This window comes from Nocardia iowensis, assembly GCF_019222765.1.
Classification (GTDB): Bacteria; Actinomycetota; Actinomycetes; order Mycobacteriales; family Mycobacteriaceae; genus Nocardia; species Nocardia iowensis.
The window spans coordinates 6,078,207-6,100,719 of record NZ_CP078145.1 but is presented as its reverse complement, the minus strand read 5'-3'; the positions used below and the strand labels follow the sequence as shown (position 1 = coordinate 6,100,719).

24 protein-coding genes are annotated in these 22,513 nt (G+C 67.3%); 16 read left to right on the top strand and 8 right to left on the bottom strand.

The window, feature by feature from the left end; all coding sequences use genetic code 11:
* Positions 1 to 82 precede the first annotated feature (82 nt).
* Positions 83 to 1,030, bottom strand: coding sequence for an NADP-dependent oxidoreductase (locus KV110_RS28050; RefSeq protein ID WP_218470237.1), 948 nt, complete (start codon positions 1,028 to 1,030; stop codon positions 83 to 85).
* A 70-nt stretch (positions 1,031 to 1,100) separates the two neighbouring features.
* Here KV110_RS28050 and KV110_RS28045 point away from each other — a divergent pair, with 70 nt between their 5' ends.
* Complete coding sequence (locus KV110_RS28045; protein ID WP_218470236.1) at positions 1,101 to 2,054, top strand: GlxA family transcriptional regulator; 954 nt, start codon at positions 1,101 to 1,103, stop codon at positions 2,052 to 2,054.
* A gap of 10 nt (positions 2,055 to 2,064) precedes the next feature.
* Here the strand turns inward: KV110_RS28045 and KV110_RS28040 are convergent, their stop codons facing one another.
* Both KV110_RS28040 and KV110_RS28035 read right to left on the bottom strand, forming a co-directional pair.
* Entirely contained in the window at positions 2,065 to 2,496 is a 432-nt protein-coding gene (locus tag KV110_RS28040) for a PPOX class F420-dependent oxidoreductase (protein WP_393540084.1), read from the bottom strand.
* Positions 2,497 to 2,509: 13 nt separating this feature from the next.
* Positions 2,510 to 3,061, bottom strand: a complete 552-nt coding sequence (locus tag KV110_RS28035; protein ID WP_246634030.1) for a PadR family transcriptional regulator — start codon at positions 3,059 to 3,061, stop codon at positions 2,510 to 2,512.
* A gap of 84 nt (positions 3,062 to 3,145) precedes the next feature.
* Between KV110_RS28035 and KV110_RS28030 the strand changes: the two genes are divergently transcribed.
* The 4 genes from KV110_RS28030 to ruvB all read left to right on the top strand — a co-directional run bounded on the left by KV110_RS28030 (position 3,146) and on the right by ruvB (position 5,967).
* Positions 3,146 to 3,574 carry an acyl-CoA thioesterase gene (locus tag KV110_RS28030; protein WP_218470234.1) on the top strand — a complete coding sequence of 143 codons (429 nt, stop codon included), beginning with the start codon at positions 3,146 to 3,148 and terminating at the stop codon, positions 3,572 to 3,574.
* A gap of 129 nt (positions 3,575 to 3,703) precedes the next feature.
* Positions 3,704 to 4,273, top strand: a complete 570-nt coding sequence (gene ruvC / locus KV110_RS28025) for a crossover junction endodeoxyribonuclease RuvC (RefSeq protein WP_218478977.1) — start codon at positions 3,704 to 3,706, stop codon at positions 4,271 to 4,273.
* On the top strand, positions 4,270 to 4,872 hold the full coding sequence (gene ruvA, locus KV110_RS28020) for a Holliday junction branch migration protein RuvA (protein WP_218470233.1): 603 nt from the start codon (positions 4,270 to 4,272) through the stop codon (positions 4,870 to 4,872). Before ruvC ends, ruvA begins: the two co-directional genes overlap by 4 nt.
* 6 nt (positions 4,873 to 4,878) lie before the next feature.
* Positions 4,879 to 5,967, top strand: coding sequence for a Holliday junction branch migration DNA helicase RuvB (gene ruvB, locus KV110_RS28015; protein ID WP_218470232.1), 1,089 nt, complete (start codon positions 4,879 to 4,881; stop codon positions 5,965 to 5,967).
* A 25-nt stretch (positions 5,968 to 5,992) separates the two neighbouring features.
* Here ruvB and KV110_RS41875 read toward each other — a convergent pair whose 3' ends face one another.
* A complete protein-coding gene (locus KV110_RS41875) occupies positions 5,993 to 6,592 on the bottom strand; it encodes a DivIVA domain-containing protein (RefSeq protein WP_218478975.1) in 600 nt (199 codons plus the stop codon).
* A 161-nt stretch (positions 6,593 to 6,753) separates the two neighbouring features.
* Entirely contained in the window at positions 6,754 to 7,419 is a 666-nt protein-coding gene (locus KV110_RS28005) for a TetR/AcrR family transcriptional regulator (protein WP_218470231.1), read from the bottom strand.
* A gap of 36 nt (positions 7,420 to 7,455) precedes the next feature.
* On the opposite strand from KV110_RS28005, the gene KV110_RS28000 reads away from it, so the two are divergent.
* Positions 7,456 to 8,946, top strand: a complete 1,491-nt coding sequence (locus KV110_RS28000; protein WP_218470230.1) for a flavin-containing monooxygenase — start codon at positions 7,456 to 7,458, stop codon at positions 8,944 to 8,946.
* Positions 8,947 to 9,000: 54 nt separating this feature from the next.
* Here KV110_RS28000 and KV110_RS27995 read toward each other — a convergent pair whose 3' ends face one another.
* Complete coding sequence (locus KV110_RS27995; RefSeq protein WP_218470229.1) at positions 9,001 to 10,347, bottom strand: hypothetical protein; 1,347 nt, start codon at positions 10,345 to 10,347, stop codon at positions 9,001 to 9,003.
* 357 nt (positions 10,348 to 10,704) lie between these two features.
* Here KV110_RS27995 and yajC point away from each other — a divergent pair, with 357 nt between their 5' ends.
* From yajC to KV110_RS27960, 7 genes are all read left to right on the top strand, one after another.
* Positions 10,705 to 11,064, top strand: coding sequence for a preprotein translocase subunit YajC (yajC, locus tag KV110_RS27990; RefSeq protein WP_218470228.1), 360 nt, complete (start codon positions 10,705 to 10,707; stop codon positions 11,062 to 11,064).
* Between the two features lie 152 nt (positions 11,065 to 11,216).
* The gene (secD, locus tag KV110_RS27985; RefSeq protein WP_218470227.1) at positions 11,217 to 12,950 is read left to right on the top strand and encodes a protein translocase subunit SecD; all 1,734 of its coding nucleotides are present in this window, start codon (positions 11,217 to 11,219) and stop codon (positions 12,948 to 12,950) included.
* A gap of 62 nt (positions 12,951 to 13,012) precedes the next feature.
* Positions 13,013 to 14,170, top strand: a complete 1,158-nt coding sequence (gene secF, locus KV110_RS27980; protein ID WP_246634787.1) for a protein translocase subunit SecF — start codon at positions 13,013 to 13,015, stop codon at positions 14,168 to 14,170.
* A gap of 17 nt (positions 14,171 to 14,187) precedes the next feature.
* Positions 14,188 to 15,909 carry an ABC transporter substrate-binding protein gene (locus KV110_RS27975; protein ID WP_218470225.1) on the top strand — a complete coding sequence of 574 codons (1,722 nt, stop codon included), beginning with the start codon at positions 14,188 to 14,190 and terminating at the stop codon, positions 15,907 to 15,909.
* 33 nt (positions 15,910 to 15,942) lie between these two features.
* Positions 15,943 to 16,515 carry an adenine phosphoribosyltransferase gene (locus KV110_RS27970; protein ID WP_218470224.1) on the top strand — a complete coding sequence of 191 codons (573 nt, stop codon included), beginning with the start codon at positions 15,943 to 15,945 and terminating at the stop codon, positions 16,513 to 16,515.
* Positions 16,516 to 16,551: 36 nt separating this feature from the next.
* Positions 16,552 to 17,145, top strand: a complete 594-nt coding sequence (locus KV110_RS27965) for a hypothetical protein (RefSeq protein WP_218470223.1) — start codon at positions 16,552 to 16,554, stop codon at positions 17,143 to 17,145.
* Between the two features lie 87 nt (positions 17,146 to 17,232).
* Complete coding sequence (locus KV110_RS27960; RefSeq protein WP_478357243.1) at positions 17,233 to 17,406, top strand: helix-hairpin-helix domain-containing protein; 174 nt, start codon at positions 17,233 to 17,235, stop codon at positions 17,404 to 17,406.
* A gap of 6 nt (positions 17,407 to 17,412) precedes the next feature.
* On the opposite strand, the gene KV110_RS27955 is transcribed toward KV110_RS27960, so the two are convergent.
* On the bottom strand, positions 17,413 to 18,102 hold the full coding sequence (locus KV110_RS27955; RefSeq protein ID WP_218470221.1) for a TetR/AcrR family transcriptional regulator: 690 nt from the start codon (positions 18,100 to 18,102) through the stop codon (positions 17,413 to 17,415).
* 83 nt (positions 18,103 to 18,185) lie between these two features.
* On the opposite strand from KV110_RS27955, the gene KV110_RS27950 reads away from it, so the two are divergent.
* The 3 genes from KV110_RS27950 to KV110_RS27940 all read left to right on the top strand — a co-directional run bounded on the left by KV110_RS27950 (position 18,186) and on the right by KV110_RS27940 (position 22,076).
* Positions 18,186 to 19,604 (top strand): MFS transporter, encoded by a 1,419-nt coding sequence (locus tag KV110_RS27950; RefSeq protein WP_246634029.1) that lies wholly within the window; start codon positions 18,186 to 18,188, stop codon positions 19,602 to 19,604.
* Between the two features lie 98 nt (positions 19,605 to 19,702).
* Entirely contained in the window at positions 19,703 to 20,305 is a 603-nt protein-coding gene (locus KV110_RS27945) for a DUF4291 domain-containing protein (protein WP_246634028.1), read from the top strand.
* Positions 20,306 to 20,486: 181 nt separating this feature from the next.
* Positions 20,487 to 22,076 carry an ABC-F family ATP-binding cassette domain-containing protein gene (locus tag KV110_RS27940; protein ID WP_218470219.1) on the top strand — a complete coding sequence of 530 codons (1,590 nt, stop codon included), beginning with the start codon at positions 20,487 to 20,489 and terminating at the stop codon, positions 22,074 to 22,076.
* A 72-nt stretch (positions 22,077 to 22,148) separates the two neighbouring features.
* On the opposite strand, the gene KV110_RS27935 is transcribed toward KV110_RS27940, so the two are convergent.
* A complete protein-coding gene (locus KV110_RS27935) occupies positions 22,149 to 22,502 on the bottom strand; it encodes an MmcQ/YjbR family DNA-binding protein (protein WP_218470218.1) in 354 nt (117 codons plus the stop codon).
* Positions 22,503 to 22,513 lie beyond the last annotated feature (11 nt).

Genomic DNA, 22,513 nt, shown 5'->3' with positions numbered 1-22,513 from the left:
GATTCAACGAAGCGCCGCGCGGAAAATCTTTGGTGCCGGGGCGCGGTGACGATCGGTGCCGGGGCACAGTGACAATTCGGTATCAGGGCACGGTGACAACCAGTTTGCCGACCGTACGACCGGTGTCGCCCAACGCATGCGCCTTCGCGGCCGCCGCGAGCGGGAAGACACCGGCGATGGTCGGCCGCAACGCGCCGGATTCGACGAGTTCGGCCAGCGCGACCATGCCCGCGTGATCGTCCTCCACCAGCATCCGTATCGCCCGCACGCCCAGTTCGTCGGCCGCCGCCGCGAGGTTGCCGGTACCCATCGGACGCAGCGTCACCAGCACGCCGCCCTGGCGCAGCGTGCGCAGGGAACGGATGCTGTTGTCGTCGTCGATCGAATCCAGCACCACGTCCACCTCGCGGACCGCCTCGGCGACGTCGGTGGTGCGGTAGTCGATCACTTCGTCGGCGCCGAGTCCGCGCAGGAAGTCGTGGTTGGGTGCGCTGGCCGTGCCGATGACGTGAGCGCCACGGGCCTTGGCGATCTGCACCGCGAAATGCCCGACTCCGCCCGCTGCCGCGTGGATCAGCACTCGCTGTCCGGCTCGCAGTCCGGCCGTGTCGACCAGGGCCTGCCAGGCGGTGAGCGCGGCCAGCGGGATCGCGGCGGCCTGAACGTGATCCAGCACGGTGGGTTTGCGGGCGAACGCGCGGGCGGGTCCGACGACGTACTCGGCCAACGCGCCATGACCACCTGGGTAGGGCAGCATGCCGAAGACCTCGTCGCCCGGTTGGAACAGGGCCACACCGATGCCGGTCTCGGCCACCTCGCCGGAGACATCCCAGCCGAGCACGAATGGAGGTTCGGGAAGGAAGAGGCCGGGGAGGGCTCGGTGCTTCCAGTCGGTCGGGTTGAGCCCTGCCGCGCGCACCCGGACCAGGATCTCGCCCGGGCCGGGGATTGGTCGGGGCAGCTGTACTTCGGTGAGTACCTCGGGTCCGCCGACGGTGTGCTGGCTGATCGCGCGCATGGTTTCACTCATACCGCCGAGCTTGCCGCTCGCGACCGGCCAGAGAAATGGCACGATTGCCATTCTTCGATATGATCGTGCCATGAAATCCGTCCATCGCGTGGCGGTGCTGGCATTGGCCGGGGTCTACCCGTTCGAACTCGGCATCCCTAACCGGATATTCGGCAGCGCGGGCGGCCGATATGAGGTCCGTACCTGCACGCTGGACGGTGCGCCGGTGCGCAGCAATGCCGACTACACGATCGCCGTCGCGCAGGACAGCGGCATCCTCGACACCGCCGACACCGTGGTCCTGCCCGCCTGCGATATCGCGATGACCCTCGACGGCGACCTGCCGCAGCCGGTGCGGGACGCGCTTGCCCGGCTCCGGCCGGAGGCCAGGGTCGTGGCGATCTGCACCGGTGCGTTCGTGGTGGCTGCCGCGGGTTTGCTCGACGGCCGTCCCGCGACCACGCACTGGAGGCATGCCCAACTCTTCCGCCGCACCTTCCCTCGGGTCCGGCTCGATCCCGACGTGCTGTACGTCGACGACGGTGACGTGCTCACCTCCGCGGGCGCGGCGGCCGGGATCGACCTGTGCCTGCACCTTGTTCGCCGCGACCACGGCAGCGCGGTCGCCAACTCGGTGGCCCGCCGGTGTGTGGTGCCGCCGTGGCGGGACGGCGGGCAGGCGCAGTACATCGAGCAGCCGGTCCCGCCGTCGACCTCGGCCGGGACCGCCGCCGCCCGGCAGTGGGCGCTGGAAAACCTCCACCTACCGCTCACCGTCGACGAACTCGCCGTCCGCGCCCGCATGAGCAAGCGCACCTTCGCCCGCCGCTTCGGCGACGAAGTCGGAATGAGCCCAGGCCGCTGGCTGATTCAGCAGCGCCTGTTCCGCGCCCGCCACCTGCTCGAATCAACCGACCTGACGGTCGACCGCATCGCAGGCGAGGTCGGCTTCGCCACCGGCACCTCCTTACGCCAGCACCTTCACGACGCGATCGGCGTCTCCCCCCAGGCGTACCGCCGCACGTTCCGCCCGGCTAACCCATGATCAACGCTGGTCAGGCGGCTATGTCGCGGGCGGTGATTGCTCGGTGGATGGGGGCGCGGACCAGGTATTCGCCGGGGGTGGAGTTGCGTTTGCCGTAGCTTTCCGCTCGGTCGGCGCCCATGTATCGGCCGCCGATGCGAGTTGCCCAGTCGCGCAGTAGATCTGGGTCGTCGGTGAAGTCGGCGACGCACTCCAGCATGACGTAGCTGTACGGCGGTTCTTGATCATCGATGCAGAGTGAGAACCGCGGATCACGGCGTAGCGCCCGGTATTTCAGCGAGTCGTGCCACGTGGTGAAGACGATCCGTGGCTGTTCGCCCTCGCTCTCGTCGAGCAGGAACCAGATCGGCGTCACGTGTGGGCGGCCGTCCACCCGATGGGTGGCCAGCTTGCCGGTGCGGGTGCCGGCCAGCGCGAAACGTCGCCATTCGGTGTCGGTCATGGGATGCACAGTGCTACTCCGATCGGTTTCCTGGTGCGGTGAGCTCATCGAGAGTTTCGGTGAGCCAGGTCATTTCGGCTTTCGAGGTGGCGCGGGCGATGCGCAGGACACCGCGCCGGAACGGATCATCGATGTCTTCGGCGGCGAGCGGGCGATCACCGTCGTAGAAGAAGCTGCTCGGTTGCTCGAGAAAGGTCAGCCGCCTGCGCAGCACCGCGGCCTGCGCCGCGCGGTCGGGCAGATATCGCAGAAACGCGAGCAAGGCGAACCAGCGGTTCTCGTCGGTGATGAACGGGGCAGGCGGATCGCGAAGCCACTCCCGCAGTTCGGCTCTGCCCGCGTCGGTGAGGGCGAGTACGTGTCGCGGGGCGGCCGCGGCGCCGGGCTGCGACGTCCTGGTCAGCAACCCGGCCGTCTCCATGCGCTTGATGGCGGGATAGAGCGTGCCATGACTGATCGTGTCCACGTGCCCCGACAAACGAGCGATCCGTACGCGCAGCTCGTAGCCGTGCAGCGGCTCCTCGGACAGGAATCCGAGGATCGCGAGATCGACCAAACGCCTCATGCGGACGAGGCTACTGTCGGCCCAGACATATGTCGAGTCGACCTATCAACGAACTTGTCGGTAGGCGCTGGCATAGTCGGGGCCGTGTCGTTCAGTACTCGCCTCGAAGTCCGCGTTTCCGATCTCGATCCGCAGTTGCATGTCACCGGCGCGGCGTATCACCAATACGCCGACCATTCGCGATTCGCGTGCGTCCAAGCGGCAGGCATCTCGGTCGACGAATTGATCGCGGATGGTTTCGGTCCGGTCAATCTCGAGACGACGATCAAGTTCCATCGGGAACTGCGCGGTGGAGATTCGGTGGACGTGTCCTGCCAGTGGCTGTGGGGGACGGGCAAGACGTATCGCGTCGAACAGGTCTTGACTCGCGCGGACGGCGAGGTAGCCGCCACGGTGATCAACGTCAGCGGTTTGATGGACCTGCGCGCGAGACGCTTGGTCCTCGATCCGGCGCGCGAGTGGGCAGCGCGCGCCAGTAAACCGGAACTGCTCGGCTTCCCAGGAGCGTCCTAACCGGCCTGGGGTGAACCGCGCGTTCGCGGGCCCGGAGCGACGGCGGTCCACCCCGTGTCGCTGGACCGCGAAAGACCCTGCCTCCGCTAGACTCTCGAACAGTTGTTCGTGTCTGCGAGAGGGGACTTCGTGCGGGTGATGGGCGTCGACCCCGGGCTCACCCGGTGCGGCCTCAGCATCGTCGAGGGCGGGCTGGGCCGGAAGGTGACCGCGATCGACGTCGACGTGATCCGCACCCCCGCCGATATGGACTTGGCGCAGCGACTATTACAGGTCTCCGATGCCGCCGAATACTGGATGGACACCCACAAACCAGGGGCCGTCGCCATCGAACGCGTCTTCGCCCAGCACAATGTGCGTACCGCGATGGGCACCGCGCAGGCGGGCGGCGTGATCGCGCTCGCGGCCGCCCGCCGCGGTATCCCGGTCATGTTCCACACGCCGAGTGAGGTGAAGGCCGCGGTCACCGGCAACGGCACCGCGGACAAGGCGCAGGTCACGGCCATGGTCACCCGGATACTCGGCCTACAGGTCGCGCCGAAACCCGCCGACGCGGCGGATGCGCTCGCGTTGGCCATCTGCCATTGTTGGCGGGCGCCGCTGATGGAGCGGATGGCCAAGGCCGAAGCCCAAGCGGCCGAGGCACAGCGCAAGTACGCGGAACGGCTTGCCGAACAACGGAAGGCGGTACAGAGGTGATCGCGTCGGTACGCGGTGAGGTGCTGGAGATCGCGCTCGACCACACGGTGATCGAGGCGGCCGGCATCGGCTACCGGCTCAACGTCACTCCCGCGACGCTGTCCACGCTGACCCGCGGCGCGGAAACCCGGCTGTACACGGCGATGATCGTCCGCGAGGACTCGATGACGCTGTACGGCTTCGCCGACACCGAGGCCCGCGATCTGTTCGGCCTGCTGCAAACGGTGTCCGGTGTCGGCCCGCGCCTGGCCATGGCGGTGCTCGCGGTGCTCGAACCCGAGGCACTGCGCAAGGCACTCGCCGAAAGCAACGTCGCCGCCCTGACCAGGGTGCCCGGCATCGGCAAGCGTGGCGCCGAACGCATGGTGGTCGAGCTGCGCGACAAGGTGAATCTCGTTCCGGTGCAATCCGGTCCGCCCGGCACGCCGACCCCGGTCATCACCCCGGTGCGCGAGCAGGTGGTCGAAGCGCTCACCGGTCTCGGCTTCCCCGCCAAACAGGCCGAGCAGGCCATCGACTCCGTCCTCGCCGAACAGCCAGCCGCCGACACCTCCGCCGCGTTGCGCGCCTCGCTCAACCTGCTCGGCAAGAATCGGTAGTACGGCATGGATTACGACGAAACCGACGAGTCACCCGAATCCCAGGTCACCCCGAGCTATTTGAAGTCCGACGGCGAGATCGAGGCCAGCCTGCGCCCGAAATCGCTCGACGATTTCATCGGCCAGCCCCGCGTCCGCGAGCAGTTGGCGCTGGTGCTGCGCGGCGCCAAACAACGCGGTGGCACACCGGATCACGTGCTGCTGTCCGGCCCGCCCGGCCTCGGCAAGACCAGCATGGCGATGATCATCGCCGGCGAACTCGGCACCGCGCTGCGCATCACTTCCGGCCCCGCGCTGGAACGGGCTGGCGACCTCGCGGCCATGCTCAGCAACCTGGTCGACGGCGACGTGCTGTTCATCGACGAGATCCACCGGATCGCCCGCCCGGCCGAGGAAATGCTCTACCTCGCGATGGAGGACTTTCGCGTCGACGTGGTCGTCGGCAAAGGCCCGGGCGCGACCTCGATTCCGCTGGACATCGCCCCGTTCACGCTGGTCGGCGCGACCACCCGGTCCGGCGCGCTGACCGGCCCGCTCCGGGACCGCTTCGGCTTCACCGGGCACATGGACTTCTACGACCCCGCCGAACTGCTGCTCATCCTGCAGCGATCGGCGCAGATCCTCGGCGTGCACATCGATCGCGAGGCCGCCGCCGAAATCGCCGGTCGGTCCCGTGGCACGCCGCGCATCGCGAACCGGCTGCTCCGCCGCGTCCGCGACTACGCCGAGGTCCGCGCCGACGGCGTGATCAACCTGCCCATCGCGCGGGCGGCGCTCGAGGTGTACGACGTCGACGTGCTCGGCCTCGATCGCCTCGACCGCGCCGTACTCGCCGCGCTGGTCCGCAGTTTCGGTGGTGGCCCGGTCGGCGTCTCCACCCTCGCCGTGGCGGTAGGGGAGGAAGCTGCCACCGTCGAGGAGGTATGCGAGCCCTTCCTCGTCCGCGCGGGCATGGTAGCTCGCACCCCCCGCGGCCGCGTCGCCACCGCCGCCGCCTGGGAACACCTCGGCCTGGTACCCCCACCCGACCTCGTCTTCGGCTCCATCGAAGTCCGCGGCCGCAACCCCCAACCCACCCTCGACCTATTCGAGTGACCTAGCAACCCAGTCCGGCGCAGCGCTATTCGGTGCCGTCGCGGTGCAGCGTCCAGCGGTGGTGTTGGTGCTCGGCATGCTGCAATGCGGTGACGACGAGGTCGAGGAATGCGTCTACCTCGTCCCGCTGGTATCCGCGTGTTCCCAGCCGTGCCTCGGTGAACCGCACCGCCCGCACATCCGCCACGGTCAGGCTGCCCGGTCCGCCGTGCGCGAGGGTCGCGGCGACCAAATCGAGGAACGCGTCGACCTCTTCCTCGTGGTACCCACGTCGGCCCACCGGCGACTGGGTGAACCGCATCCGCCGCACATCGTCGGGCGTGAGCATCGCGTGCCCGTTGCCCGCCGGTGCGGGCCGCACCCCGCGCTGCCGGATCTCTAGCTCGACGCGCACCTGATCCAGGTATTCGTCGACCTGGTCCGCACGATAACCACGCCCGCCGGGCCGCGGCGCGTCGAAGGTGACGTGCCGCAGATCGTCGGCGGCGAGGGAGCCCCGTCCGGCCATGGTCGCGGCGACCAGATCGAGGAACGCGTCCACCTCGTCCGCGTGATAACCGCGCTGCCCGAATGGCGGTGTCGCAAAACTGATTCGGCTCACATCCTCGGGGGTCACGGGCGACATTCTGTCAGGGCCGGTGCGCCGGTCCGCGGGAATGTGCATTTTTCGTACTCCCTGGTCTCTTGCGACCACGAGCGGCCCCCTGGCGAACACATCGGAGCGGACACATCGAGCAGTGCATCACTTTAACTCCGCGAGACGCGTCAGGGGGCTTGCCGATTTGCTCAATCCTTGCGAACGCCGTCGATCAGCAGCCGCCGGATGGCCTCGTTGAGGCCTTGGATGGCGCCCTCGTCGGTGTCGCGCAGGCCGTGCACGATGCCGGCGAGCAGCATGCCGGTCACCGCCCGCGCGGTGTTGACGGTGTCCAGATCCGCACGCAGATAACCGAGTTCGACGCCGTGGTCGAGGTAGCCCGCGGTCAGCGCGTCGGCCATGTCGAGCAGGCCGTATAGTCGCGCGGTCAGTTCGTCGTCGATGCCGGGGGCGTGCACCAGCAGCAGCTGCGCGACCCTGCGATCGTCCATCAGGATGTGCGTGAGTGCCTGGCCGATCCGGTCGGTTTGCGCGCGGTATTCGTCGAGCGTGGTGGCGGCGTCGGGGGCGTTCTCCGTGCCGAGACTGTCGATGATCTTGGCCGACAGGTCGTCGATCACATGATCGATGATGTCGCGCTTATTGCTGAAGTAGCGGTAGAAGGTGCCGTGCCCGATGCCGAGGTGACCGGCGATATCGGCGATTCCGGTGGCGTGATAGCCCTTCTCCGAAAAACAGACGAAGGCGGTGTCGATGATTTCCTGGCGCAGCTCGGCTTTACGTCGCTGGGCTCGCGTCAATGGCTTCGTCACGTTCACGATGATACAGTCGTCACAAACGGAATGATGTGTCATTCCGTGAGAAACGGTTCACATACCTGGAGGTTCGGAGTGGCGCCTCAGTACGACGCGGTCGTTGTCGGTGCGGGATTCGGTGGCATGGGGGCGGGCATCGAGCTCGATCGACTCGGCCTGAGCAACTACGTCATCCTCGAACGCGAGGACGACCTAGGTGGCACCTGGCACGTCAACCATTACCCGGGCCTCGCGGTCGACATCGCCTCGGTCACCTACTCGTACTCGTTCGAGCCGAACCCCTTCTGGACGCGGCTGTTCGCGCCGGGTGCGGAGCTGAAGAAGTACGCGGGGCACATCGCCGACAAGTACGGTCTGCGCAGGCGCATGCGCTTCGGCACGGTGGTCGACGGCGCCCGGTGGGACGAGGAGCACGAGCACTGGGTGGTCTCGGTCGCGGGCGGTGAAACCCTTACGGGCCGTTACCTGCTCACCGCGACAGGCTTCCTGTCCCAGCCATACACTCCGCCGTTCCCCGGCATCGACTCGTTCGCGGGCAAGATCATCCACACCACCGCGTGGGAAGACGATTTCGACCTCACCGGCCGCAAGGCGGCGATCATCGGCACCGGCGCGACGGCCGTGCAGCTGGTGCCCGAGGTGGCCAAGAAGGCGAAGGCGCTCACCGTCTTCCAGCGCACCCCCATCTGGGTGGTGCCCAAGATCGACACCGCCATCCCCGCTCCGGTACAGAAGCTGTTCCACCGGGTGCCCGCCACCCAGAAGGCCGCTCGGCTGTTCAACACCAGCCTGCTCGAGGCGCTCATGGTGGTCGGCGTGCTGCACTACAAGCAGGCCAAGCCGCTGAACAAGGCCGCGGGTGTGCTGGCCAAGGCGCATCTGCGTGCTTCGGTGCGGGACAAGGAAACTCGTAAACAGCTCACCCCGCACTACGACTTCGGCTGCAAGCGCCCGACCTTCTCCAACACCTACTTCCGTACCTTCAACCAGCCGCACGTGCGCCTGGAGACCACCTCGATCGATCACATCGAGGCCGACGGCATCGTCACCGCCGACGGGCACAAGACCGAGATCGACACGCTGATCCTGGCCACCGGCTTCAACCTGTGGGACGTGAACTTCCCGGCCATCGAGATCATCGGCCGGGACGGCGTCAACCTCGGAAAGTTCTGGCGGGACAACCGTTTCCAGGCGTATGAGGGCATCACCGTGCCGAAGTTCCCGAACTTCCTCAGCCTCAACAGCCCGTATTCGTACAGCGGCCTTTCGTATTTCACCACCATCGAGGCGCAGATGAAGCACATGGGACGGCTCTTCGGTGAGCTGTTCCGCCGCGGCGAGCAGACCTTCGAGGTGACCGAGGCGGCCAACGCGGGCTTCCTCGACCGCGTCACCGACAAGCTCAGCTCCTCGGTGTTCTACGGCGGCGACTGCTCCACCGCGCGCAGCTACTACTTCAACCCGCACGGCGAAGCCGCGCTGCTCCGCCCGACCAGCACCCTCAACGCCCACCGTGAGGCGGTCAGTTTCCCGCTCGACGACTACGTCTACGGAAAGACCGCCTGATCCCGGTCGAGCACGCGGGCCCCGCCGGATGTGTTCCGGCGGGGCCCGCCGCTGCTACTTGGCAATCTTGCGCAGCACCCATTCGGCGAGCGTGGGTGTCACCGCCGAGTGCTCAGTATTGGTTGCGTTGCAACAGAATTCGGTGAGTGCGGTGTGTTCGGCCGTCACCTCACGCAGATCCTTGCCGAGATCGACATTCCAGGCGATCGGATCGAAGTCCAGCGCGATGGCGCTGACCGACGGGACGAAACAACTCCAGCGCTTCGCCTCCTCCATATCGATCCCGAGCGTGGTGGCCACTTGGCCGAACGAATCCAGCATGCCGCCGGGTGCGCCGTCGAACGGTGCGATGGCGGTGGTCGTCGAGCTGCGCATGGTCAGCCCGAGGTGCATGCCGCCGACCGGCCGCTGTTCACCGAAGTCCGGTTGGTAGCGCGCGGTGGCGCTGCCGACCAGGCCGCCGAGGAACTTCTTGTCGAAGGCGATCTCACCGGCGGGCAGCGTGGGCCCCTGTCCGTCGCCGCGACCGTTAGATACGCCGAGCAGCACCGGGCGCTGCGGGAAGCCGCCGAGATCGGCCAGTTCCTGGACGTATTGCGCGCGCAGCGGCGAGGCGGTGGCGACCGGACCCGAATAGCGCGCATCCTCCACCCAGGCCCACAGCAGCTGCTGGGCCGCTGGACTGCGGATCAGGCTGGCCTTGCTCGGTTTGCCCGGCGTGAGGGCTTCGAAGAATTCGAAGAAGTAGGCCATCTGCTGCAGGATCAGCGGGATCCATGCCCCGTTGTGCGGTGAGTCCCAGGACAGATAGGTCTCGGTCTGATGGTCCTCTTCGGCCTGCTCCATCGCGGCAAGGGCGTAGCGGGTGATCTGGCCGCCCATGCTGACGCCGCCGGTGATCAGCGGCGCGGTGCCCTGCCGTTCGGCGATGACCTTCCCGATGCACGCCCGCGCCACCCCCGCGTTGACCTGGATGTAGTCGTGCCTGGCGTCGAAGCCGAGCAATACGATGTCGATGCCCGCCGCGAGCAGCTGATCGAACAGGCGCTCGCCCGCCTCGGAGTAGGGCTGGTTGAACCACTGCCACAGCGCGTCGAGGTCGCTGGGCCCGTAGTTGAAGCCGTCGGCGAAGATCATCGGGTTGACCACGCGGTCGTGCCCGTTGGCCAGATGCACGGCTGCCGTGCCCTTGCCGTATTTGCCCAGGTAGGCGTATTCGGACACGAGCGGCCACTCGAAGTCCGGCGGTCGTGCGGTCTCGGCCGATCGGATGGCCGGTATGCCGAACCATGGGCCGGATTCGGCGATCCGCGCCAGGTCGTACAGTTCGGGCGCGGACAGATCCCCTGCGGCTTTCTGTAGTTGCGTTTTGACGTCGATTCTGGCTTCTTGGGCCATCATCGTCCCCTTTGTGAAGGCACAGGAGGTCCCCGGACACGGCTCGGTGATCGGTGAGTTCGTGCGTAGATCAGGCTCCCCGGCCACGCCGTCGGGACGTCCTGCGCTGATGAATTCCCTGCGATTTCTACTGTAGGCCAACGGAATTCGTTACGGACGGGTTTCGTGCCGGAAGATTTTCCGGCAAACCGACCGGGCTATTCGGACTCCGCCGCGCGCCGCCGATCCGCCGTGCGATATAGCCGGCGCGAACGTCGCGGCTCCCCAGCGGGTGTGCCGGTGTGGCGGCGGCGACACGAACTGGCAGACTGTGTGGGTACTTATCCATCCCACCACTAAAACTAGGGACTGACTTCGACGATGGAACTTCTGTTTCCGCTGCTGCTGGTAGCCCTGCTCGTGCCGATGTTCCTCGGTGTCCGCCGTCAGAAGCGGGAAGCCGCCAAGGTCACGGAGATGCAGGACAACCTCAAAGCCGGCGACCAGGTCATCACCACGTCGGGGCTGTACGGCACCGTCGTCGATCTCGACGACACCACGGTCGATCTGGAGATCGCCGAGGAGGTCGTCACCACCTGGCTGCGCGCCGCCATCCGTGAGGTGCGCGTCGAGACCGAGGTCGTCGCGGACGAGGCCGATTCCGGCACGGACGGCGCGCACGCGGCCGACGCCGTCGAGGAATCCGCCGAGCAGACCGAAACCCGGCTGACCAAGGACTGATCATCCGCTCGGTGCGCCGGCGCGCCGGGTGCTGCCGCGGTCATCCGACCGGCGGACACCCGTCGCGCCCGGCCACTACTGCCCGCACTCGGCGTCGCTGGTGTGTGCTTGCCTGTTCCACTCTCGACTTCCCGCCTAGGAGATGACGTACTGTGCCACCTTCCCAGGGATCGGCGCATCCGCTCCGGCTGCTCGGCGTCTACGCCGCGCTGCTGGCCGTGATCTATGCGCTGGTGTTCTTCACCGGTGACAAATCCTCGACCCCACGGCTCGGCATCGACCTCCAGGGTGGTACCCGGGTCACGCTGACCGCCCGAACGCCGGACGGCGGCAAGCCGAATCAGGACAGCCTGAAGAAGGCGCAGGACATCATCGAGAACCGGGTCAACGGTCTCGGTGTCGCCGGGTCCGAGGTCGTCATCGATGGCGACAACCTGGTGATCACGGTGCCCGGTGACGACGGGCAGCAGGCGCGTGCGTTGGCGACCACCGCCAGGCTGTACATCCGGCCGGTGCTCAACGCCGTGCCCGCGGCGCAGCGCGGCACGACACCGCCGCCCGCACCGGGCGGTGTGCCGCCCGTGCCGGGTGAGGCGCCCGCACCACCCGCACCCGCACCAGGGGAGGTACCGCCTTCGGTGGGCGATCCCGCTTCAGGCGGCGAACCGGCTCCCCAGCCGGAGCCCGCCCCGCAGCAGCGGGTGTTCCCGGCCCAGGCGCCGACCCAGCCGCCCACGGATCCGAACCTCTCGCCGCAGCAATTGGCGCAGAAGGAGATCCAGGACGCCAAGGCGCAGCGGCAGAGCACCGATCCGACCGTTCAGCAGGCCGCGATGGCCGCGCTGGATTGCACCAAGCAGGATCCGTTGCAAGGCAACGACGACCCGAAACTGCCGCTGGTCACCTGCTCCACCGACGGCCAGGAGATCCTCCTGCTCGACAAGAGCCGCATCGACGGCCAGGAGATCAAGAGCGCGACCTCGGGCATGAACACCCAGCAGGCGCGGCACGAGGTCTACCTCGAGTTCAAGTCCGCGGGTAGCGACGAGTGGGCCAAGCTCACCGGCGAATACGTCAACAAGCGCGTCGCTTTCGTGCTCGACACCAAGGTGGTCAGCGCACCGGTGGTGCAGCAGGGACCGCAGCAGGGCGGCCGCACCCAGATCTCCGGTAACTTCACCGCCGCCTCGGCGAAGGAACTGGCGAACACGCTGAAGTACGGTTCGCTGCCGCTGTCGTTCCAGACCTCCGAGGCCGAGACCGTCTCCGCGACGCTGGGACTTTCCTCGCTGAAGGCGGGTCTGCTCGCGGGTGCGATCGGCTTGGCCGTGGTGTTGCTCTACTGCCTCGCCTATTACCGAATGCTCGGGTTGGTCACCGGATTGTCGCTGGTGGCTTCGGGTTTCGCGGTGTACGGCATCATGGTGCTGCTCGGCCGATGGATCGGGTTCACTCTGGACCTGGCCGGTATCGCCGGTCTGATCATCGGTATCGGTATGACCGCCGACTCGTTCGTGGTGTTCTTCGAACGCATCAAGGACGAGATGCGCGAAGGCCGTAGCTTCCGTTCCGCCGCCCCGCGCGGCTGGCAGCGGGCCCGCCGGACCATTCTGTCCGGCAACGCGGTCAGCTTCATCGCCGCCGCGGTGCTTTACGTCCTCGCGGTCGGACAGGTGCGTGGTTTCGCGTTCACGCTGGGGCTCACCACGATCCTCGACGTCATCGTGGTGTTCCTGGTGACCTCGCCGCTGGTGTTGCTCGCCTCCCGGACGAGTTGGTGGGCCAAACCGTCGGTGAACGGGCTCGGCGCGATCCAGCAGATCGCACGCGAGCGGAAGGCGGCCGAGGCCGCAGTCGGCACTCGGGAAGGCGTGAAGACGAGATGACGAACCACACGAGCCCGTCGCTCAGCAAGAGCTCGGCCGAGACCACCGACGTCTACGCCACGATGCATGAGCAGCCGACGCACGGCTTCTTCAACCGCCTCTACACCGGCACCGGTGCCATCGACGTCATCGGCAGGCGGCGGATGTGGTACTTGATCAGTGCCGCGATCATCCTGATCTCGTTGGGCAGCATCGTCTTCCGCGGCTTCAACTTCGGTATCGACTTCGAAGGCGGCTCGCGAGTCCAGTTCCCGGCCGGGTCGGCGAGCACTAGCCAGGTCGAGGATGTCTACCGCTCCGCCATCGGCACCGACCCGGTCTCGGTGCAGACCGTCGGCACCGGCGGGAACGCCACCATCCTGATCCGTTCCGAGGCGCTGAACAAGGAGCAGGTGGACGCGCTGAACGACGCGCTGTTCACCGAGTTCCAGCCAAAGGACAAGGACGGCACCCCGAGTCGCGCCGCGATCAGCGCCTCGGACGTCAGCGAGACCTGGGGTGAGCAGATCACCCGCAAGGCGCTCATCGCGCTGGCCGTGTTCCTGGTGCTGGTAGCCATCTACATCGCCGTTCGATTCGAACCGCACATGGCGATCGCCGCGTTGGCCGCCCTGGTCTTCGACGTCACCGTCACCGCGGGTGTGTACTCGCTGGTCGGCTTCGAGGTCAGCCCGGCGACCGTGATCGGCATCCTGACGATTCTCGGCTTCTCGCTGTACGACTCGGTCGTCGTCTTCGACAAGGTCGAGGAAAACACTAGGGGCATCCTGCATTTGAGCCGCCGAACCTACGGCGAGCAGGCCAATCTCGCGGTGAACCAGACGCTGATGCGCTCGATCAACACCGCCCTCATCGGCATCCTGCCGATCGTCGGCCTGATGGTGGTCGCCGTCTGGATGCTCGGGGTCGGCACGCTCAAGGACCTCGCCCTGGTGCAGCTGGTCGGTCTGATGGTCGGTAGCTTCTCCTCGATCTTCTTCGCGACGCCGCTGCTGGTGTCGATCAAGGAGCGGTGGGGTCCGGTCGCCAAGCACACCGACCGGGTCAAGGCCCGGCGAGCCGGGGCGTCGAGTGCGCGTGCGGCCTACGAGGCGGAGCGCCGGGCGAGCGCCGCCACCGGCCGTGGACTCGGCGACGAGCCGCGCAGGCCGCGGGTACCGGGGGAGGCGCCCCGGCCGGGCGCGCGCCCGAGCGGGAAACGGCAGAAGCGGCGGCACTGACACAGGCAAGGGGTTTCATGCGAAAGCCACGCAGCCGAGCGGTACGTCTGATCGCGGTGCTGGCCGCGGGCACCTTGGCCGCCGGACTGGCGGCCGGGTGCTCGAGCAAAAACCAGGTGCCGTCCATCGGTTATGCCGTCGACGCCACCATCGCCAGCTACAACGGCGGTAGCACCCTCGGCGCGAGCACCGGAACGACCGCGGTGTTCGGCCGGGTGATCACCGGGTTCTTCTACACCGGACCGGAGGGCCAGCAGGTCGCCGACACCGACTTCGGCACCGCCAAGGAAGTGCCCGGCGAGGCGCAGACCATCCAGTACCGGCTCAACCCCGACGGCGTGTACTCCGACGGTGTGCCGACCTCCTGCGACGACCTGGTGCTCGCCTGGGCCGCGCGTAGCGGGCGGTTCACCAAACCCGGTGAGCGCGGCCCTGTTCCGCTGTTCGACGCGGCGAGCACCACCGGCTATGCCGACATCGAACGGGTGGACTGTCAGGCCGGTTCCCGCGACGCCACCGTGGTTTTCCGCCCGGATCGGCATTATTCGGCATGGCGCAACCTGTTCACCGCGGGCGAGCTGATGCCCGCGCACGTGGCGGCGCGGGTGGCGAACGTGCCGAATGTGGTGTCGGCCTTGCAATCCGGTGATCCGAACGCGCTCGGGCGGGTCGCCGAGTTCTGGAACACCGGCTGGAATTTCGGCACCGGCAATCTCGACCTGACCCGATTCCCGTCGTCCGGGCCGTATCGCATCGAATCCTTCAGTGCGAAGGACGGTTTGGTGCTGGTCTCCAACGAGCGCTGGTGGGGCAACAAGCCGGCCACCGGCCGAATCCTGGTGTGGCCGAAAAATATCGATCTGACCGACAAGGTCGGCGACAGCGCCATGGGCGTGATCGACATCGGCGCCGGATCGGTGAAAGACCTGAACCTGGACGGCTTCAAAGTCCAGAACGTGCCAAGCCGTGGCGCCGAACAGCTGATACTCGCGACCGGGGGAGTGCTGGGTTCGGTCGACTTACGCCGGGCCCTCGCGCTGTGCGTGCCGCGGCAGGCGCTGTTCGACAAGCTCGGCAAGGTGAAGGACGCGCCGAAGACCGGGCTCGGCGCGGGACCGCTCAACGCACACATCGTGCAACAGGATTCGCTGTTCTACCCGTCGGCCACCGGGGCAGCGGGCAAGTTCGGCGGCGGCGACGTGCCCGGCGCGACGCAGGCCGTTGCCGCCTCGAAGGCGAACAACCCGACCATTCGCATCGGATATCTGCGTCCCGACGAGCGGCGCGCGCAGACCGTGGCGATGATCACCGAGGCCTGTAAACCGGCGGGCATCACGGTGGTCGACGCCGGGGCGGTCGATTTCACGCCGTCCCAGCTCACCGAGGGAAAAGTCGACGCCATCCTGGGGGGCACCGCGGGCGCGCCTGGTCCGTCCGGTTCGCTGACCGGGGTCGCCGCGACCAGTGCGTTGCGCACCGGTAGCGGGATCAATTTCGGGCGATTCGGTAACGGCCGCTACGATGCGATCACCGATCAGCTTGCGGCCGACGACAACTCGACCACACAGCTGAATCTGCTCACCGACGCCGAAAACCTGCTGTGGGCGGAGCTGCCGAGCATTCCGCTGTTCGCCACCCCGCGCACCATCGCGTTCGGCGGTGGTCTGCAGAACGGGATAGCCGCCGCCAACCAGGCGGGGTCCGGGTGGAACATGGACCGCTGGGTGTTGAAGCGGTGACAGGTGTGGGTGTTGTGAGTATGAGGAGTGTCGATGAGTAAGCATGCGGCGATCGAGTCCGACGAGCTAGCCGCCGATCGGACCAGCAGGGCCGTCGACGCGGTCGAACGGTTGACCCGCTGGCGGGACGACTTCCCCACTCCCGGAGTCCGTTTCGCCGACCTCACGCCCGTGTTCGCCGACGCCGAGGGCTTCCGCGCGGTCATCGACTGCCTTGCCGCCTGCGCCCCCGACGCCGACCTCGTCGCCGGAGTCGATGCGCGCGGCTTCCTGCTCGGCGCAGGCGTGGCCGCCAGCCTCGGCACCGGCGTCATCGCGGTCCGCAAGGCGGGCAAGCTGCCGCCGCCGGTGTTCAACCGCGAGTACAACCTCGAATACGGCACGGCCGCCCTCGAAATCCCCGCCGACGGTGTGCAACTCGATGGCCGGCGCATCCTGCTGCTGGACGACGTCCTCGCCACCGGCGGCACCCTATCCGCCGCGGCCCAGCTCTTCGCCCAGGCTGGCGCTGAAATCGTCGCCGCCGCAGTGGTTCTGGAGCTGACCTTCCTGAACGGCCGGGAGCGGCAAGGCGATTACCCGCTGACCTCGATCGTCAAGGTCTGAGGCTGCGCGGGTAGCCCGCCCGGCTACGCTGACGTGATGCTCCTGTTGATCGGCGGCCCACCACGGGTGGGCAAGAGCACGCTGGCCTGGATGCTGCTCGAGCGGGACGGAATTCCCGGATGCCCGACCGACGCTCTGGTCTCGATGCTCGGACAGGCCGCTCCCGAACACGGCGTACGCCACGGAATGCATCCGGACAAGGCCGAATCGGCGCGACCATTCCTGCTCGCGTTTCTCGAGGCGATCGCCGACGGTCTCGATCACGAGTCCGATCCGCCTGACTGCTATGCGGTCGAAGGTGACGTCGTCACGCCCGCGGTGGTCGGTTCCGCTGCGGCGCTTGGCCTGCCGGTAGCCGCGGTCTTCGTCGGCAATACCGGGATGACCCCCGAGTTGCTGCGCACCGCGCCGCACTGGCTCGACGGCGAGGACGACGCGACCTACCGGCAGGTCGCGTCGTGGATCAGGGAACAGAGTGCCGCGCTTCGGGATACCTGTGCCGCGGCCGGGCTGCCGTACGTCGACTTGTCGACCGGCTTCGACACGGGACTCGAGGATGCGTACGCAACGCTTCTCGGCCAGATTCGCGCAGGTTCGCACGCCGTCGGAGCTGGCGACATCGACGAGTAGGGCGGGTACCGTACGGCTGGGACGGGTGCGCCGGGAGGATCAGAATTGTCTACAGAACAAGCAACGACGTCGGAGTTTCCGAGCCGAATGGGCAAGGTGGCCAACCGCGAGCTGGTCTCGAACGGGTACACCCGGTACGACCAACTGACGAGTGTGACCGCCAAGGAGCTGTTGCGCATTCACGGCATCGGCCCCAAGGCGATCCGGATTCTCGAGGAAGAACTTGCCGCGCGAGGTCTTCGCTTCGCCGAACCGGGATGACCTGGCTCAGCCGGGGATGCCGCGGATCAGGCCATCGATGATGTGCTGCACTGCGGTGCGCGTTCGGTAGTCCGCGCGAATGTCGGCCCACTGCGGCAACATCCGTGCCGCGGCGGGGAACTCGGCGAGATCGTCGGGGGCAATCTGATCGGTCCAGCGTGATCGTGGTGCGCCGCGGTCGGCGGACGCGCGGCGTTCGTCTTCGGCGCGGCGCATCATGAGCTCGCCGAGGGTGTAGCGCCAGACGGCGTTGTACATATATCCGGCGTACTCGTCTGTTGCGCCGAGTTCGGTTGCGGCGTCGACGAATTCGTCGAGGATCCACATGGCGGAGCGGCCGAAGGATTCGCCGCCGACCAGAAGTTCCACCACCCATGGGTGGCGGTGCAGCACATCGATCAGGTGCAGCGTCACTGCGACGAGGCGGTCACGCGGGTCGCCGGGTAGCTCGGGGCGGTCGAGTTGCTCGGCGCGGGCGCTGAGCACCGCGACGAACAGTGCCGCCTTGGTGGGGAAGTGGTGGTAGACGGCGGCGGTGCTGACGCCGAGTTCGTCGGCCAGCTTGCGCATGCTGAAGGCGGCGGCCCCGCCGTCGGTGAGCATCCGGGTGGTGGCGGCGATGATGTCCTCGCGACTCGCCCGGATCGGGCGGCCGCGTCGTCTGCCGGTCGTCGCACTGCCTGTCACGTACTCCATTCTCCGGATCGAACCTCTCGACATCGAGGAGGGGCTGTGCCTACCATAATAAACACACGCGTTATTTTATTCTGGAGGTTGCCGTGGTCGCTCGGGCCGATGCCAGGGCGGGGTGGACGCTCGCCGTCGTCTTCTTCGTGATGTTCCTTGTCTCACTGGATCTTTCGATCGTCAATGTGGCATTGCCCGCGATCGATGCCGAGCTGGACTTCAGTGAGTCGGGACTGAGCTGGGTGATCAACGCGTACCTGCTGACCTTCGCCGGGCTGATGTTGCTCGGCGGACGCCTCGCCGATCTGATGGGCCGTCGGACCCTGCTGCTGGTCAGCCTTGCGGTGTTCGCGGCGGCCAGCGGGTGGGGCGGTGCGGCGCACACGGGGTGGGAGTTGCTGAGCGCCCGCGCGATCCAGGGCGTCGCGGCCGCGGTGCTGGCGCCGATGTCGCTCGCCCTTGTCGCGTCGGAGTTCCCGCCCGGCCCGTCGCGGGCGAAGGCGATGGCCGTGCAGGGTGCGGCGGGGGCCGCGGGCGGGGCGGTCGGCGTGGTGTTGAGCGGGGTGCTCACCGAGCAGTTCGGCTGGCGCTCGGTGATGTGGGTGAACGTGGTGCTGGTCGTGCTCGTCGCGGGGATCGTGGTCCGTGGCGTCGCCAATACCGGGCCGGTGCGGCGCAGCAGGCCGGACGTACCGGGCGCGGTGCTGGTGACCGTCGGCGCGACCGCACTGGTGCTCGCGGTGATCTCGACCGAGCATCATGCGTGGCTGTCCACCGCCGTGCTCGGCTGGTTCACGGTGGGGATCGGTGCACTGGCGGCCTTCGTTCTCGTCGAGTCGCGGACCTCGGATCCGTTGGTGCCGTTGACGTTTCTGCGTCGACGCGCGCTGATCGGCGCGACCGTCTTCGGCTTCCTGCTCGCCTCCGGCCAGTTCGCCAGCTTCTATTTCGTCTCGCTGTTCGCGCAACGAGTCCTCGGCTACAGTGCGATCGCCACCGGGCTCGCGTTCCTGCCGTTCTGCGTCGGCGTGGTGGTCGGCGTCCGCATCGCGATGTCTCGGGTTTCGGCTGTCGGTCCGCGGCCGGTCCTGTTGATCGGTGGTCTGTGCGGTGCGGCGGGCCTGGCCTGGTTCGGCGTGCAGGACACCGGCGCCACCTTCCTCACCGGCATCCTCGGCCCGTCACTCGTCGCCAGCATCGGCATCGGCGCGTGCATGGTTGCCATGGGGATGGCCGCGATCACCGGCGTCCCCGCCGACCAGACCGGCCTCGCCTCCGGAATCCTCAACAGCGGCAGGCAACTCGGCGGAACCCTCGGCCTCGCCGTCCTGGTCACCGTCGCCACCAGCATTATCGGCTCGGCCACCGACCGTCCCACCCTGGTCGACGGCTACGGCACCGCCCTGCTGCTGGCCGCGGCACTCTTGGCGATCGGCGCGGTGGCTGCCGCCGTCATCCTGCCGGGCGGTGTTCGTGAGCAGGAGCCGGACCGGGTGGTTGTCGACCTGTAGTTCGGCTGCGCCGAGCCATGGCGTGGCGGTTACCGGAGCCTCGTCCGGCTAGCGCGAATGCGGATGAACTTCCGGGGCCGGGCTGCGAGGATCGGCGCGTGAGTGTTGCGCCGCCGATGCGGCAGGTCAGAGCTGACTACGACGCGGAGACCGTCGTTGTCTATCAAGCGTATTCGACGGCGATTGCCGACGCGGCGCTTGCCGCGGGGACGTTCGTGAGTCCGTTCAGCCGTACCCGGATGACCTGGATCAAGCCTTCGTTCCTGTGGATGATGTATCGGTGCGGGTGGGCGCGTAAGCCGGGGCAGGAGCGGGTGCTCGCCGTGTCGATCACCCGGAGCGGGTTCGAGTGGGCGCTGTGGCAGTCCTGCATGAGTCACTACATGCCGGAGATGTATGCGGATCGGCGGGTGTGGATGGACCGGTTGCGCGCGAGTCCCGTTCGCATTCAATGGGATCCGGAGCGCGACCTGCATCATCGACCGCTGCCGCATCGGTCGCTGCAGGTCGGGCTCGGCGGTCCGGCGGTGGGGCTGTACGTGGACAGGTGGATCACCGGAATTCGGGACGTCACCGAGGAGGCGCAACGCATCGGCCGGCTGGTGGCCGACGGGAAGCTCGACGCGGCGGCTCGTGCGCTTCCGGCCGAGCGGCCCTATCCGCTGACGGCCGAGATCGCGGGCGTGATCGGGGCTGGATAGGTCGCCAACTTGGCTGTGAGCGGGTGTGATCCAAATATCACTGGCACGCGCGGCGCGAATGTGGTTAACCTTGACGGGTCTTATTGTCGTTGATCGGAGTCATGCCGTTGCTCTCATGAGGTAGCCACTCGGGCGGTCCGCAGTCGCGCGCCGCGTATCCGTAGCGACCTCTGGAGTCACCATGACCAATCTGTCATTTTCCGATCTCACCTTCGCCTGGCCGGACGGCACACCCGTGTTCGACGGGCTCGACGGCACCCTCGGTCCCGGGCATGTCGGCCTGGTCGGCAGCAACGGTGCGGGTAAGTCCACGCTGCTGCGGCTGATCGCCGGTGAGCTCACGCCAGCCCGTGGTTCGATCACGGTCCCCGGTTACCTCGGCTACCTGCGCCAAGACCTCGGTCTTGCCGCAGGACAGCGGGTCGACGCGGTGCTTGGCATCGCGGACATCCGGAAAGCCTTGCACCGCATCGAATCCGGGGGCGGCGACGAATCCGACTTCGACATCGTTGGCAACCACTGGGATGTCGAGGAACGGGCGATCGCCCTGCTCGGGCGGCTCGGCCTGCACTACCTCGCCGACTCGGCCGCACAGCTGGACCGCCGACTGGAGACCCTGTCCGGCGGCGAAACCACGCTGCTGGGACTGGTCGCCGAACTGCTGGCCGAACCGGAGATCTTGCTGCTGGACGAGCCGACGAACAACCTGGATCAGATCGCCCGCGACCGGCTCTACGACGTGGTCGCCCAATTCTCCGGCACCGTGCTGACGGTCAGTCACGACCGTGCGCTGCTGGAGCGGATGGACACCATCGCGGAGTTGCGGCAAGGCGAAATACGGTTGTTCGGCGGCAATTTCAGCGAGTACCAGCGGATCATCGAGGCCGAGCAGCAAGCCGCGCGGGCGGCGATCCGCGACGCGCGCGGCGATGTACGCAGGCAGGCCCGCGAACTCGTCGAAACGCGGATCAAGCTGGATCGCCGGCTGCGATACGGGCAGAAGATGTGGGACACCAAGCGGGAACCGAAAATCATCATGTCCGAACGCAAACGGCAGGCCCAGGTGTCGGCGGGCAAGTTGCGCAACCAGCACATCGACAAGCTGGAGACGGCCAAGGATCAGCTCCAGCAGGCGCAGGAGCTGTTGCGTGACGATCGGGAGATCCGGGTGGATCTACCCGATACCCGGCTGTATCCGGGGCAGGACGTGATCGAGCTGAAGGAGGTGGAATTGGCGTGCGGGCCAACGGTTTCGCTGCGGGTCAGCGGTCCGGAGCGGATCGCCATGACGGGGCGCAACGGGGTCGGCAAAACCACACTGCTGCACCAGATCTCGCTTGCCCGCCCGCAGGTGCCGTGGCGGATGCTGCCGCAACGTCTCGACATCTTCGATGAGCAACGGTCGGTGTTCGAGAACGTGGCGTCGACGGCGCCGCACGCGTCGCCGGAACAGATCCGGGCCCAGTTGGCCCGCTTCCTGTTCCGAGGCACGGATGCCGATATCGCGGCCTCGGCACTGTCCGGCGGTGAACGGCTCAGGGCCGCACTGGCCATGCTGCTGCTCGCCGATCCGGCGCCGAAGTTGTTGCTGCTCGACGAGCCGACCAACAACCTCGACCTGCCCAGCCTCGAGCATCTTGCGCAAGCGCTGGCCAGTTTCGAGGGGGCGTTGATCGTGGTGAGCCACGACCCGCGTTTCCTCGACGACATCGGCGTCACGAGGCGGCTGGAACTCACCGCCGACGGGCTGACCGAAACGTTGGTCCGATAGTGGGTCGCTCGGTGCCGCACACCTCTTGATCTTTCGCGTATGCCAGTTGATCAGGGGGTGTGCGGCAGTCGGTCAGTCGAGTTCCGCGACAAGCTTTTTCGGTGCCACCTTGCGGTAGGCGTCGTGGATGATCTCGGCGACCTCAGCCCAATCGGGGTCGACATCGAGTCGTACGCCGATCCAGCCGCTGTGCCCGACATACGGGGGTATGAAGAACCGTGCGGGTTCGGCGTCCACCAGTTCGGCTTGCACGCCCTCGGGGGCGGGGCACCAGATGGTCGGGCCCGGTTCGTCGTAACCCGATTCGATGTATTTGACGAACGAAGTCTTCGCGCGCACGAAAAAGGTGGGGCAGCCGTGGCTGAGCCGTTCGCTGCACTCCGGTAGTGCCAGGCAGATCGCTCGGATCCGGGTCAACGGGTCCATGGGCGCAGTCT